The sequence below is a fragment of the Streptomyces sp. NRRL S-350 genome (assembly GCF_000719705.1).
GTDB lineage: Bacteria > Actinomycetota > Actinomycetes > Streptomycetales > Streptomycetaceae > Kitasatospora.
Map to the genome: position 1 here is coordinate 57,269 of NZ_JOHO01000015.1, position 14,240 is coordinate 71,508.

Here is a 14,240-nt window from a genome sequence, read left to right on the forward strand (position 1 = left end):
TGTCGCGGGACACACCGGGAGAACCGTCCGAGGGGCCTGGGCAGGTTGGTTACCGACCGGTAGCATGACGGTGAAGCGGCGCCGCTCGGGTCTTTCCCGGCGGCAGCCTGCCCACCTCAAATGTTGGTCCCTGGGAGGAGAGCCCCCGTGCCTCGTACCGCGAGGGACGTCGTCTTCGTCGATGGCGTCCGCACCCCGTTCGGCAAGGCCGGCCCGAAGGGCATCTACCACGAGACGCGCGCCGACGACCTCGTCGTCAAGTGCATCCGGGAGCTCGTGCGCCGTAACCCGAACCTGCCCGTCGAGCGCATCGACGAGGTCGCCGTCGCGGCCACCACGCAGATCGGCGACCAGGGTCTGACCATCGGCCGCACCGCCGCCCTGCTGTCCGGCCTGCCCAAGTCCGTGCCCGGCTACGCGATCGACCGCATGTGCGCCGGCGCGCTGACCGCCGTCACCGCCACCGCCGGCGGCATCGCCTTCGGCGCGTACGACGTGGTCGTGGCCGGCGGCGTCGAGCACATGGGCCGCCACCCGATGGGCGAGGGCGTCGACCCGAACCCGCGCTTCGTCTCCGAGAAGCTGGTCGACGAGTCCGCCCTGTTCATGGGCATGACCGCGGAGAACCTGCACGACCGCTTCCCGCACCTGACCAAGGAGCGCTGCGACGCCTACGCCGTGCGCTCCCAGGAGAAGGCCGCCAAGGCGTACGCCAACGGCGACATCCAGCCCGACCTGGTGCCGATCTCCATCCGCAACACCAACCCCGAGGTCGGCGAGACCGGCTGGGGCCTGGCCACCGTGGACGAGCCGCTGCGCCCGGGCACCACGATGGAGAGCCTGGCCGGCCTGAAGACCCCCTTCCGCCCGCACGGCAACATCACCGCGGGCAACTCGGCCGGTCTGAACGACGGCGCCACCGCCTCGCTGCTGGCCGCCGAGGACGTCGCCGAGGAGCTCGGCCTCCCGGTCAAGATGCGCCTCGTCTCCTACGCCTTCGCCGGCGTGGAGCCCGAGGTCATGGGCATCGGCCCGGTGCCGGCCACCGAGAAGGCGCTGGCCAAGGCCGGCCTGACCATCGACGACATCGGCGCGTTCGAGGTCAACGAGGCCTTCGCCGTCCAGGTCCTGGCCTTCCTCGACCACTACGGCATCGCGGACGACGACGAGCGGGTCAACCCGTACGGCGGTGCGATCGCCTTCGGCCACCCGCTGGCCTCCTCGGGCGTGCGCCTGATGAACCAGCTGGCCCGCCGCTTCGAGCAGCGCCCGGACGTCCGCTACGGCCTCACCACGATGTGCATCGGCTTCGGCATGGGCGGCACCATCGTCTGGGAGAACCCCCATTGGAGCGGAGCGGAAGAGTCGGCCGAGTTCGAGGGTGGTAAGTGATCATGACCAACACCACTGAGCTGCTCCAGCACGGCGCCGAGCTGTTCCCGGGCGAGGTCGTCACGACCGCGCACGTGCGCCACCTGGACCTGCCGCTGCAGGCCGGCAAGCTGGCCCTGATCACCCTGGACAACGGCTTCGACCACACCAAGCCGACCACCTTCGGCCCGGGCTCGCTGCTCAAGCTGTCCGCCGCGCTGGACCAGGTCGAGGCCGAGGCCGCCGAGGGCAGGATCGTCGGCGCCGCCATCACCGGCAAGCCGTTCATCTTCGCGGTCGGCGCCGACCTCAAGGGCGTCGAACTGCTCAAGGAGCGCGCGGACGCACTGGCCATCGGCAAGGGCGGCCACGAGGTCTTCAAGCGGATCGCCGCGCTGCCCGTCCCCACCTTCGCCTTCTACAACGGCGCGGCGATGGGCGGCGGCGTCGAGGTCGGCCTGCACTGCGACTACCGCACGGTGTCGGCGGGCGTCCCGGCCTTCTCGCTGCCCGAGGTCTTCCTCGGCCTCGTCCCCGGCTGGGGCGGCTGCACCATCCTGCCGAACCTGATCGGTGCCGGTAAGGCCGTCAAGGTCATCATCGAGAACTCGATGAACCAGAACAAGCAGCTCAAGGGCAAGGACGTGTTCGAGCTGGGGATCGCCGACGCGATCTTCGAGCCGGCCGACTTCCTGGAGCAGTCGCTGCTCTGGGCCGCCAAGGTCCTCAAGGGCGACGTCGTCGTCGAGCGCGAGGCGATCGACCGCGGCAAGGCCTGGGACGACGCCGTCGCCTGGGGCCGCCTGGTCGCCGACGGCAAGGTGCACGGCGCCGCGCCGGCCGCCTACAAGGCGCTGGACATCATCGCCGCCGTCAAGGACGCCGACCTCGCCGACAAGGCCAGCCTGCAGGGCGGCTTCGACGCCGAGGACACGGCCCTGGCCGACCTCATCATGAGCGGCGAGCTGCGCAGCGGCATCTACGCCTTCAACCTGGTGCAGCGCCGGGCCAAGCGCCCGGTCGGCGCGCCGGACAAGTCGCTGGCCCGCCCGGTCTCCAAGGTCGGCGTCGTCGGCGCCGGTCTGATGGCCTCGCAGCTGGCGCTGCTGTTCGCCCGCCGCCTGGAGGTGCCGGTGGTCCTCACCGACATCGACCAGGAGCGCGTCGACAAGGGCGTCGGCTACGTCCACGCCGAGATCGACAAGCTGCTCTCCAAGGGCCGCATCGGCAAGGACAAGGCCAACCGCCTCAAGGGCCTGGTCTCCGGCTCGCTCGACAAGGCCGCCGCCTTCGGCGACGCCGACTTCGTCATCGAGGCCGTGTTCGAGGAGATGGGCGTCAAGCAGACCGTCTTCGCGGACCTGGAGGACGTCGTCTCGCCGACCTGCGTGCTGGCGACCAACACCTCCTCGCTGTCGGTCACCGAGATGGCCTCGAAGCTGAAGCACCCCGAGCGGGTCGTCGGCTTCCACTTCTTCAACCCCGTCGCGATCCTGCCGCTGCTGGAGATCGTCCGCGGCGAGCAGACCGACGACGCGTCGCTGGCCACCGCCTTCGCCGTGTCGAAGAAGCTGAAGAAGACCTCGGTGCTGTGCAAGGACGCCCCGGCGTTCGTGGTGAACCGGATCCTCACCCGCTTCATGGGCGAGATCCAGGGCATCATCGACGAGGGCACCCCGATCGCCGACGTCGAGAAGGCCGTCGAGCCGCTCGGCCTGCCGATGTCCCCCATCGTGCTGCTGGAGCTGGTCGGCCCGGCCATCGCGCTGCACGTGTCGGAGACCCTGCGCGGCGCGTTCCCGGAGCGGTTCACCGTCTCCGAGAACCTCGCCAAGGTGGTCAAGGCCGGCAAGCGCGGCTTCTACACCTGGGTGGACGGCCGGCAGGTCCTCGACCCCGAGGTGCTGGAGCTGCTGACCTTCGGCGACTCGGTGCTCACCGAGGAGCAGGTCCGCGCCCGCGCCCTGGAGGCCGTCGCGCAGGAGATCGGCCTGATGCTGGAGGAGGGTGTCGTCGCCGAGGCGCAGGACATCGACCTCTGCATGATCACCGGCGCCGGCTGGCCCTTCCACCTGGGCGGGATCACCCCGTACCTGGACCGTGAGGGCGTCTCGGAGCGGGTGAACGGCAAGCCGTTCCTCGCCCCGGGTGTGGCCTCGGTGCCCGCGTAAGGCGCAGCACCACGGAGGGCCCCCGGCGACCTGGTCGCCGGGGGCCCTCCGTGTGTGCGGGCGCCTCAGTGCTTGAGGCGGTAGACGACGGTGTCGGCGAAGACGCCGACCATCTCGTAGTGGGTGTCCAGCAGGTTCTCGATCCGGGGCACCAGGACCGGCTGGTACGGGGCGATGCCGGAGTCGTCGACGACGACCTCGGGCAGGCCGTTGGCCAGCTCCTTGTCGAAGGTCTGCCAGGCGTTGGAGACGCTGAACTGCTCCCCCACGTTCTGGCTGCCGTCCTTGCCGCCGCTGTAGTTGGTGAGGAAGCCGGCGGTCAGGTAGCGGCTGGCGGGCTTGCGGTCGGCCAGCCAGTACAGCTCGGGGTGCATGCCCCAGACCAGCACGGTGTCCTTGGGGGTGGTCTGCGCGGCGACGGCGGTGGCGACCTCGGTGGTGCGGTCGAGCCGCTCCCCCGGCCAGGCCAGGGCCAGGGCCCAGAAGACCGTGGCGGCGACCGTGGTGTACACCAGGACGGGCTTCCAGCGGATCGCCGAGGTGGCGACCGCCCCGGTGCCGAGCAGCACCAGCGGCGGGATCAGCTGCAGGTAGTAGTGGCCGAAGAAGTGGAAGCCGACGCTGACCGCGACGGCCGAGGAAAGCAGCCAGACCCACAGGTCGGTGGTCGAGCCGTGCTCCTCGCCGGCCACCGGCAGCGGGCGGTGGCGGTACTTGAGCCAGAGTCGGCGCCCGACCGGGAACAGGAAGCCGAGGCCGGCCGCGACCAGGATGGCCGAGTTGCCGAACGCGCGGCCGAGCATCTGCAGCCAGGCGCCGCCGAAGGTGGCGTAGTCGCCGCTGCCGGTGACCACCCAGAAGAGGAAGCCCTTGGGCTTGGTGAGGATCACCGCGACCAGCGCTATCGGCAGGATGAAGCCGAAGCCGATCTTGAACAGGGCGGGCGGCCAGCGCACCCCGCGCCGGCGGGCGTCCTGGAACAGCATCCAGAGCACCGGCAGCAGGACCGCGCCGCCGGTCTGCTTGGTCAGCGAGCAGAGGGCCACGGCGATGCCGGCCGCCAGCCAGCGGCGCCGCTCGGCGTACCGGAAGGCGGCCACCATGGCGGGCAGCATGAAGACCTCGAAGGTCGCCGCCTGGGTGTCCTCCGGGGAGAGCCCGATGGAGACCAGGAGGTAGAGCAGTCCGGCGCCGGCTCCGGCCCGGTTGCCCCAGCGGCCGCGGGCGATCGAGGCCAGCAGGATCGCGGTGACCAGGTGGGCCACCACGGCGAGGGTGCGCTGCGGCCAGAGCGAGGCGGAGCCGAAGACCGCGAAGCAGGCCTGGTAGAGCCAGGGCAGCAGCGGGGGCTTGCGGTCCACCACGGTGTCGTACAGCACCCCGCCGTCGGCCAGCATCCGGGCCTGGGTGGCGAGGAAGCCCTCGTCGGGGCTCCAGACGGGCCGGGCGAAGGAGGGGATGTGGGTGAGCAGCGCGACCAGTGCGAGCACCGGCACCAGCCTCGTCCAGTACCCGACTCGGACTTGGGTACGGACGCGCTCGGACAGGCGCGCGGCCGGTCCGGCGGGGCGGGGGCGGGTGGGGGTCGGCACGGTTGACAACCTACCGGGCGGGATCGGCGCAGGTAGCGCCGGTCCCGCCATTCAGTACGATTGTCAGCTTGTTTCGTGACGAACTGTTACGGAGTTACGACGAACAGTCGTCGGCGGAACGGGTGACCCGGGCCCTCCTCAGGCCTCGACCCGGGCCCCGGCCAGCCCGGCGACCAGCGCCGTCACCCTGCGCGCGATGTCCGGGGCGTTCAGGCCGATTTCCGCCAGGATCTCGTTCCGGCTCGCGTGGTCCAGGAACTCCTGCGGAATGCCGAAGTCACGCACCGGCAGGTCCACGTCCGCGTCCCGCAGCGCCTGCGCCACGGCCGCGCCGACGCCGCCCACCCGGCCGTTGTCCTCGATCGTGACGACCACCCGGTGCTCGGCGGCCAGGCCCGGCAGGGCCCGGTCCACCGGCTTGACCCAGCGCGGGTCGACCACGGTGGCGGTGATGCCCTGGGCGGCCAGCAGGTCGGCGACCTCCAGGCTGGTGGCGGCCATCGCCCCCACCGAGACGATGAGCACGTCGGCGCGGTGGGCCCCGGTGTGCTCCTCGGCCGCGCGCAGCACGTCCATGCCGCCGACCCGGCCGACCGCGGGGACGGGCTCTCCGACCGTGCCCTTGGAGTAGCGGACCACCGTCGGGGCGTCCTTGACCTGGACGGCCTCGCGCAGTTGGGCGCGCAGCTGGTCGGCGTCGCGCGGGGCGGCGAGCCGCAGGGTCGGGACGACCTGCAGGATCGACATGTCCCACATGCCGTTGTGCGAGGCGCCGTCGGTGCCGGTGACACCGGCCCGGTCCAGTACGAAGGTGACGCCCAGCTTGTGCAGGGCGACGTCCATCAGGACCTGGTCGAAGGCGCGGTTCAGGAAGGTCGCGTAGACGGCGAACACCGGGTGCAGGCCGCCGGTGGCCAGGCCCGCCGCGCTGGTGACGGCGTGCTGCTCGGCGATGCCGACGTCGAAGGTGCGGTCCGGGAAGGCCTGGGCGAACGGGGCCAGGCCCACCGGGTGGAGCATGGCGGCGGTGATGCCGACGATGTCCTCGCGCTCGTGGCCCAGCGCGACCATCTCGTCGGCGAAGACCGACGTCCAGTCCTTGCCCGCGCTCTTGATCGGCAGGCCGGTCTCCGGGTGGATCACGCCGACCGCGTGGAAGCGGTCCTCGTCGTTGTTCTCGGCGGCGTGGTAGCCGCGGCCCTTCTCGGTGAGGCAGTGCACGATCACCGGGCCGCCGAAGCCGCGCGCCTTGGTCAGCGCGGACTCCAGGGCGGTCAGGTCGTGGCCGTCGATCGGGCCGATGTACTTGAGGCCGAGGTCCTCGAACATGCCCTGCGGGGCGATGAAGTCCTTGAGGCCCTTCTTGGCGCCGTGCAGCGTCTCGAACAGCTGCTGGCCGACCACCGGGGTGCGCTGCAGCGCGTCCTTGCCCCAGGAGAGGAAGCGCTCGTAGCCCTGGGTGGTGCGCAGGGTGGCGAGGTGGTTGGCCAGGCCGCCGATGGTCGGGGAGTACGAGCGCTCGTTGTCGTTGACGACGATGACGACCGGGCGGTCCTTGGCGTCGGCGATGTTGTTGAGCGCCTCCCAGGCCATGCCGCCGGTCAGCGCGCCGTCGCCGATGACGGCGACGACCGGGTCGTTCTTGCCCTGGAGCCGGTTGGCCTTGGCCAGGCCGTCGGCGTACGAGAGCACGGTCGAGGCGTGCGAGTTCTCGATCACGTCGTGCTCGGACTCGGCGCGGGACGGGTAGCCGGACAGGCCGCCCTTCGTGCGCAGCTGCGAGAAGTCCTGGCGGCCGGTGAGCAGCTTGTGGACGTAGCTCTGGTGGCCGGTGTCGAAGAGGATGCGGTCGCGCGGCGAGTCGAAGACCCGGTGCAGCGCGATGGTGAGCTCCACGACGCCGAGGTTGGGGCCGAGGTGGCCGCCCGTCTTGGAGACCTCGGTCACCAGGAAGGTCCGGATCTCCTGGGCCAGTGCGGCCAGCTGTCCGGGCGTGAGCCGGTCGAGATCGCGCGGTCCCCGAATGCGGGTCAGCAGGGCCACCCGTTCCTCCTCGTTCAGTGTTCGCGGACCGCGGGCGGTCCGACGGGCGTCGCTGCCCGGTCCGGCGGCAGGCCGGCGGTCGCGGCCGGTACCGACCGGTCGAGTCTAATGTCCGCCTGCCGGGCACCGAGCGGCGCGCTCGGTGCCACCGTTCGGTTACCGCCATTCCCGGAGGTCGACCGGGGGGTGCGCGTCGCGGCGGGTTGACGCGCGGGCGTTCGACCGCCGCCGCGCCCGCCTCCACGTCGCCGGGCGCCGGGTCGACGCCGGGCCCGGCGCTAGCCGCGCCCGAGGGCGCCGGAGTCGCCCATCTCGCTCATCACCAGGGCCAGCGCGCCGAGCACCTCGGCCCGGCCGCCGAGGGTGCCGGGGACGACCGACAGCTGGCGGGCGGCGCTGGGGATCGCATAGCGGGCCACCGAGTCCCGGATCGGGGCGAGCACCAGCTCACCGGCCTCGGCGAGGTCCCCGCCGAGGATCACCCGGCGCGGGTTGAGCAGGTTGCACAGGGTGGCGACGCCGGTGCCGATCTGCCGGCCGGCGTCGGCGATCACCCGGCGGCAGCCGAGGTCGCCCTGGTGCGCCAGCTCGACCACCCGGGGCAGCGTGAGGTCCGGGCCGAGGGTCGTGGTGAGCAGGGAGAGCAGGTAGCGCGAGCCGACGAACGTCTCCAGGCAGCCGCGGTTGCCGCACCGGCAGACCGGCCCCGCCTCGTCCAGGGTGATGTGCCCTATCTCACCCGCCGTGCCGCCCGGGCCGCGGTAGATCTGGCCGTTGACCACCAGGCCGGCGCCGACCCCGCTGGCGATCTTGATGTACGCGAGGTCGCTCAGTCCGCGGCCGGCGCCCCAGACCAGCTCGCCGAGCGCACCGAGGTTGGCGTCGTTGTCCACGTGCACCGGCATGCCCAGCCGCTCGCCCAGCTCGCGGCCCGGGGCGATGCCCGTCCAGCCGGGCAGGATCGCGGTGGAGCCGAGCGCGCCGGTCTCCACGTCGATCGGGCCGGGCACGCCGAGGCCGACGCCGATCACCTTCTCCGGGCGGAAGCCGGCCTGTGTCAGCAGCCGGTCGACCATCGCCTCGGCGCGGTCGAAGCCCTGCTGCGCGGAGACGTCCACGTCGATCGGGGCGCTCTCCTCGGCCAGGACCCGGTGGGCCAGGTTGCCGACCGCGACCCGCAGGTGGGTGTGGCCGAAGTCGATGCCGACCACGATGCCGGCGTCCCCGCTGAGCGAGACGCTGCGGGCGCGGCGGCCACCGGAGGAGGTGTCGGCGACCACGACGGTGCCGCTCTCCTTCAACTCGCGCACGATGTTGGACACGGTGGCCGCGGAGAGGCCGGTGCCGCGGGCGATCTCGGCCTGGGTCAGCGAGCCGGCCATCCGCACCGCGCGCAGCACCCGCTCCAGGTTCGCCCGGTGCAGGGACGACTGCGAACCCGGTGTGTCCGTCGACATGATCCACCCTCCCAGGGCGGGGATCCCTCCGCCGGGCATCCCCTTCAATTCCTGAAGGGTACGGCCCGGGGGCGCCCGCGGAAGTGCCGAAGGGGGCCGGGCGAGGCCGGGCGGGGCCGGGCGGAGGCGGGCAGGGGGCGGACGGGGCGGACGGCGGGTGCGGCGGGGTGGACACGCCGGGCGGCGGCGGGGCCCCTCGCGGGGGCCGCCCGGGGGTCACGCGGAGGTGTCGGCGGTGCGGGCCGGGTGATCGGCGGGTGAAGGTGTTGCACGGCCTGGACCTGCGGGGACGGGGTTCGGCCGTCCTGGCGGCGGCCGAAAACCACGCACCACTACCATGGTGCCCAATTCTCACTCGTCCCCCCGGAATCGCGGACGGTACCGGCAAGGGGGCGCATCCAGATATGACGGGGACTCAGATGGCAGGGGATCACCCTACGCCGGGGGCAGGCGAAACGCCCGGCAACGGTCCGCAGGACAACCGGGGCGTCTCGTTCGGACGCCCGCCAGGCGGCGGTGTCGATCCGGCCGCCGTCGCGGACCAGATGACGCAGCTCGACGGCTCGGCCGTCCCGGGGCAGGGCGCGCCCGCCGGACCGCCGCCCGCCCAGCCGCCGGCACCGCCCGCGCAGCCGCCCGTCGGCGGTGCCGACTACGCGGCGTACGCGCCGACCGCGACCGGATTCCCCAGCCAGGCCCCGCCGCCGGCCGGCGCGCCCCTGGGCCCGTACGACCCGGTGCCCACCGGCGGGTACCCGGCCCCGGACGCCGCCCAGGGCTACAACACCGGTGGCTACGCCTACCCGCCGCCGCAGCAGCAGCCCGGGTACAGCTACCCAGGCGCGCCCGTCCCGCCCAAGCAGCGCAACCCCGTGATGCTGTGGGGCGGGATCATCGGCGGCGTGCTGGCGATCGCGATCGTGATCGCGCTCGTCGTCCTGCTCAAGGACCCCGACCCCGACCCCACCCCGGGCCCGGGCCCTGTCACCAGCGGCAGCACCGGCCCGGACGACACCAACAACAGCCCCGGTCCCGGCGGCAAGGGCGCCACCTACAACGTCGCCTGGAACGCCCCCAAGGGCGCCAACACCGACGGCTCGAACCAGATGCTCGGCGTCTGGGGCACCGACAAGCTCGCCGTCCGCGCCGACAGCGCCGGCATCAAGGCCTACAACCTGGCGGACGGCAAGGAGGCCTGGACGATCCCCGCCCCGGCCGGCAGCAAGGAGATCTGCACCGCCTCGTACGGCGCCAACTCCAAGAACATCGCCGCCGTCTCCTTCAACACCGGTGACAGCGACTGCTCCACGGTCGGCGCCATCGACCTGACCCAGGGCAAGCTGCTCTGGAGCGTGAAGGTCTCGGCCGACCGGATGTCCTCGCCGACTCTGAGCGTCACCGAGAACGTCGTCGCCGTCGGCGGCAGCGCGGTCGGCGGCCTGAACATCGCCAACGGCCAGCCGGCCTGGCAGTTCCAGCCGCGCGACAAGGACTGCAGCGTGCGCGGCCGCGCGGCCGGCAACCAGATCGCGGTCAGCGACCGCTGCTACGGCGGCAGCGGCCCCAAGTCGCAGCTCGTCATCGTGAACGCCGACACCGGCAAGGCGGCCAGCACGCCGATCACCCTGACCGGCAGCATCGAGCAGGTCGACCAGGTCGTCCAGGACAAGCCGCTGGTCCTGCTGATGACCAACGGCCCGCAGGGCGACTACGTCCTGCCGTTCGACAAGGACAACAAGCCGGGCACCCAGATGTCCGTCAAGGAGCCCGGCTCGGACAGCCTGCGCCTGTCCGGACAGGACGAGGCCTTCACCCGGAACGTGGTCAGCGGCACCACGCTGTACGTCCAGGTCGGCGGCGCCAAGTCGGGCATCAACGCCTACGACCTGAACACCGGCAAGCGCCTGTGGGCGGCCACCACCTCCTCGGCCAGCAACGACATGCGCCTGGTGGCCGGCACCGACAAGGACGGCAAGATCCGCGCCATCGTCGAGCAGGGCTACGAGAAGCCGGCCCGCCTGGTCACGCTCTCGCCCACCGACGGCTCGATGACCGACATCGGCACCATCGCCATGCCGAACGGCCTGGACATCGGCAGCAGCACCTCCGAGTACCTCGTCTCGGACGACGGCGGCGCGATCTACGCCTTCCGTCGCTACAGCTCCACCGACGGTCCGCTGACCAAGTGGAAGAAGTGATGCCGGGGGCATGACCCCTCGTCGCGGCCGATGCGGGCGGGGCGGGCACGGGCGATCCGCCCGGGCCCGCCCCGCCTGCGATTTTCCGGCGGGCCCGTCCGTTGAACGTGCGAGGATTCGCACCATCAGCCCGACAAAGGAGCGCAGCCAGTGCCCGGCACAAACCTGACCCGCGAGGAGGCCCGCACCCGGGCCGACCTCCTCCACGTGGACGCCTACGACATCGAGCTCGACCTCGGCTCGGCCCGTGCGGGCGGCACGTTCCGGTCCACCACGGTGGTCCGGTTCACCGCCACCACGCCCGGCGCGGACACCTTCATCGACCTCGTCGCCCCCAGCGTCGAGGAGATCACCCTCAACGGCGCGACGCTCGACCCGGCGAGCTTCGCCGACAGCCGCATCCCGCTGCCCAACCTGGCCGCCGAGAACGAGCTGCGGGTCGTCGCCGACTGCGCGTACACCAACACCGGCGAGGGCCTGCACCGGTTCGTCGACCCGGTCGACGGCGAGACCTACCTGTACACCCAGTTCGAGGTGCCGGACGCCCGCCGGGTCTTCGCCACCTTCGAACAGCCCGACCTGAAGGCCACGTTCGCGTTCACCGTGACCGCGCCCGAGGGCTGGGTCGTGGTCTCCAACTCGCCCACCCCGACCCCGGTCGGCGACGGCGCCACCCGAGTCTGGAAGTTCGAGCCCACCGGCCGGATCTCCAGCTACATCACCGCGCTGATCGCCGGCCCGTACGTCGGCGTCTTCGACAGCTACGAGAACGGCGAGCAGAAGGTGCCGCTGGGCGTCTACTGCCGGCCCTCGCTGCGCGAGTTCCTGGACCCGGAAGCCATCTTCGAGGTCACCAAGCAGGGCTTCGACTACTTCCAGGAGAAGTTCGACTACCCGTACCCGTTCGCCAAGTACGACCAGCTGTTCGTACCGGAGTTCAACGCCGGCGCGATGGAGAACGCGGGCGCCGTCACCCTGCGCGACCAGTACGTGTTCCGCTCCAAGGTCACCGACGCCGCCTACGAGGCCCGCGCCGCCACCATCCTCCACGAGCTCGCCCACATGTGGTTCGGCGACCTCGTCACCATGGAGTGGTGGAACGACCTCTGGCTGAACGAGTCGTTCGCGACCTTCGCCGAAGCCGTCTGCCAGGCCGAAGCCCCCGGCTCCAAGTGGCCCCACTCCTGGACCACCTTCGCCAACCAGATGAAGACCTGGGCCTACCGGCAGGACCAACTGCCCTCCACCCACCCCATCATGGCCGACATCAACGACCTGGAGGACGTCCAGGTCAACTTCGACGGCATCACCTACGCCAAGGGCGCCTCGGTGCTCAAGCAGCTGGTGGCCTACGTCGGCCAGGACGCCTTCTTCCAGGGCGTGCAGGCCTACTTCAAGCGCCACGCCTGGGGCAACACCCGGCTGAGCGACCTCCTCGGCGCCCTGGAGGAAGCCAGCGGCCGCGACCTCAAGGCCTGGTCCAAGTCCTGGCTGGAGACCGCCGGCATCAACGTGCTGCGCCCCGCCATCACCCTCAACACGGACGGCGAGATCGAGACCTTCGCCGTCCTGCAGGAAGCCCCCGCACTGCCCGCCGGCGCCAAGGGCGAGGCCGTGCTGCGGCCGCACCGCATCGCGATCGGCCTGTACGAGCTCGACGGCGACACCCTGGTGCGCACCGACCGGATCGAACTGGACGTCGACGGCCCGCGCACCGAGGTGCCCGAACTGGTCGGACGTCACCGCCCCGCCGTCGTCCTGCTGAACGACGACGACCTCTCGTACGCCAAGATCCGGCTCGACGAGGACTCGCTCGCCGTCGTCACCGAGAACCTCGGCGGCTTCACCGACTCGCTCCCCCGCGCCCTCTGCTGGGCCTCCGCCTGGGACATGACCCGCGACGGCGAACTCGCCGCCCGCGACTACCTGGCGCTCGCCCTGTCCGGCATCGGCCGCGAGAGCGACATCGGCGTCGTGCAGTCCGTCCAGCGCCAGGTCAAGCTCGCCCTCGACGCCTACACCGACCCGGACTGGCGCGAGCAGGGCCTCGCCCGCTGGGCCGCCGCCGCCGAGGAACACCTGCGCGCCGCCGAACCCGGCAGCGACCACCAGCTGGCCTGGGCCCGCACCCTCGCCTCCGTCGCCCGGACGGACGGTCAGCTCGGACTGCTCGCCGGACTGCTGGACGGCACCGCCGAGATCAAGGGCCTCGCCGTCGACACCGAACTGCGCTGGACGCTGCTCACCCGCCTCGCCGCCACCGGGCGCGCCGACGAAGCCGAGATCGCGGCCGAACTCGAGCGGGACAACACCGCGGCCGGCCAGGAGCACGCGGCCACCTGCCGCGCCGCCCGACCCACCGCCGAGGCCAAGGCGGAGGCCTGGGCGTCGGTCGTGGAATCGGACACGCTGACGAACTACGTGCAGGAGGCCGTCATCGCCGGCTTCCAGCAGTCCGACCAGCGCGACCTGCTCGCCCCGTACGCGGCCAAGTACTTCGCCGCCGTCAAGGGCGTCTGGGAGACCCGCAGCCACGAGATCTCGCAGCAGATCATCGTCGGGCTGTACCCGGCGCTGCAGGTGACGGCCGCGACGCTGGAGGCGACGGACGCGTGGCTCGCCACCGCCGAACCGGCACCCGCACTGCGGCGCCAGGTCATCGAGGCGCGGGCCGGCATCGAGCGCGCCCTCAAGGCCCAGGAGGCCGACCGGGCGGCGGGAAGCCGCTGACGGGTCACGGCCGCGGACAGCCGGAAGGGGCGTCGGACGATCGTCCGGCGCCCCTTCGGGGTCGTGCTGGTCGTGCGGGTCATGCGAGGCATGCCGGTCGTGCAGGTCGTGCCGGTCGTGCGAGGCATGCGGGTCGTGCTGGTCCTGAGCGGGCGCCGTACGGGCGCTCGGGCCCGAGTGGACCTCCGCGCGGTGGCTCGGGGCGGCTCGGGGTGGTTCAGGGTCGTTCGCGTTGCCCGCGATTGTTCGCGGTTGTCCGCGGTTGTCCGGGGTGGCTCAGGTGGCTACTTCTTCTTGCCCTTGCCGTACGGCAGACCGGCCAGCCCGGCGATGACCGCGAAGGCGACCAGCGGGAGGAACACGTACAGGCCGAGGGTCTGGCCGACACTCAGGCCGGAACCCGGGTCGTCACCGTCGTCCCTGGTGAAGGCCATGGCGGGCGACGACAGCAGCATCATGAGCGTGACCGTTGCGGAGACCGCGCCGGCTCGCAAAGCGTTCCTCTTGTCCACGTTTCCAACTTACCCGCCGCTTATGGGAGGGCGCGCGTCGGGGTCGGCCTGGTGGGGTGGGTGGCCGGCGCGGGGTGGCCGGTGCGGTGTGGCCGGTGCGGTGTGGCCGGTGCGGTGTGGCCGGTGCGGGGTGGTGGGGGCAGCGGAGTGCGCCTGCCGAGCGGGC

General features: G+C 71.9%; 8 protein-coding genes. 4 read left to right on the forward strand and 4 right to left on the reverse strand.

Translation table 11 applies throughout. The features are described from left to right. Nucleotides 1-147 precede the first annotated feature (147 nt). On the forward strand, nucleotides 148-1,392 hold the full coding sequence (locus IF30_RS0116945) for a thiolase family protein (RefSeq protein WP_030238498.1): 1,245 nt from the start codon (nucleotides 148-150) through the stop codon (nucleotides 1,390-1,392). Between the two features lie 2 nt (nucleotides 1,393-1,394). After that, on the forward strand, nucleotides 1,395-3,542 hold the full coding sequence (locus tag IF30_RS0116950) for a 3-hydroxyacyl-CoA dehydrogenase NAD-binding domain-containing protein (RefSeq protein WP_030238499.1): 2,148 nt from the start codon (nucleotides 1,395-1,397) through the stop codon (nucleotides 3,540-3,542). 65 nt (nucleotides 3,543-3,607) lie between these two features. On the opposite strand, the gene IF30_RS0116955 is transcribed toward IF30_RS0116950, so the two are convergent. The 3 genes from IF30_RS0116955 to IF30_RS0116965 all read right to left on the reverse strand — a co-directional run bounded on the left by IF30_RS0116955 (nucleotide 3,608) and on the right by IF30_RS0116965 (nucleotide 8,634). Next, nucleotides 3,608-5,185, reverse strand: a complete 1,578-nt coding sequence (locus IF30_RS0116955; protein WP_078891441.1) for a glycosyltransferase family 39 protein — start codon at nucleotides 5,183-5,185, stop codon at nucleotides 3,608-3,610. 87 nt (nucleotides 5,186-5,272) lie between these two features. Continuing rightward, nucleotides 5,273-7,177: a 1-deoxy-D-xylulose-5-phosphate synthase gene (gene dxs / locus IF30_RS0116960; RefSeq protein WP_030238503.1), complete on the reverse strand. Its 1,905-nt coding sequence runs from the start codon at nucleotides 7,175-7,177 to the stop codon at nucleotides 5,273-5,275. Nucleotides 7,178-7,455: 278 nt separating this feature from the next. Then, complete coding sequence (locus IF30_RS0116965; protein ID WP_030238506.1) at nucleotides 7,456-8,634, reverse strand: ROK family transcriptional regulator; 1,179 nt, start codon at nucleotides 8,632-8,634, stop codon at nucleotides 7,456-7,458. Nucleotides 8,635-9,179: 545 nt separating this feature from the next. Here IF30_RS0116965 and IF30_RS0116970 point away from each other — a divergent pair. Next, entirely contained in the window at nucleotides 9,180-10,832 is a 1,653-nt protein-coding gene (locus IF30_RS0116970) for a PQQ-binding-like beta-propeller repeat protein (protein ID WP_030238508.1), read from the forward strand. A gap of 150 nt (nucleotides 10,833-10,982) precedes the next feature. Beyond that, nucleotides 10,983-13,562, forward strand: a complete 2,580-nt coding sequence (gene pepN, locus IF30_RS0116975) for an aminopeptidase N (RefSeq protein ID WP_030238512.1) — start codon at nucleotides 10,983-10,985, stop codon at nucleotides 13,560-13,562. Between the two features lie 284 nt (nucleotides 13,563-13,846). Here the strand turns inward: pepN and IF30_RS0116980 are convergent, their stop codons facing one another. Further along, a complete protein-coding gene (locus IF30_RS0116980) occupies nucleotides 13,847-14,074 on the reverse strand; it encodes a hypothetical protein (protein ID WP_030238515.1) in 228 nt (75 codons plus the stop codon). Nucleotides 14,075-14,240 lie beyond the last annotated feature (166 nt).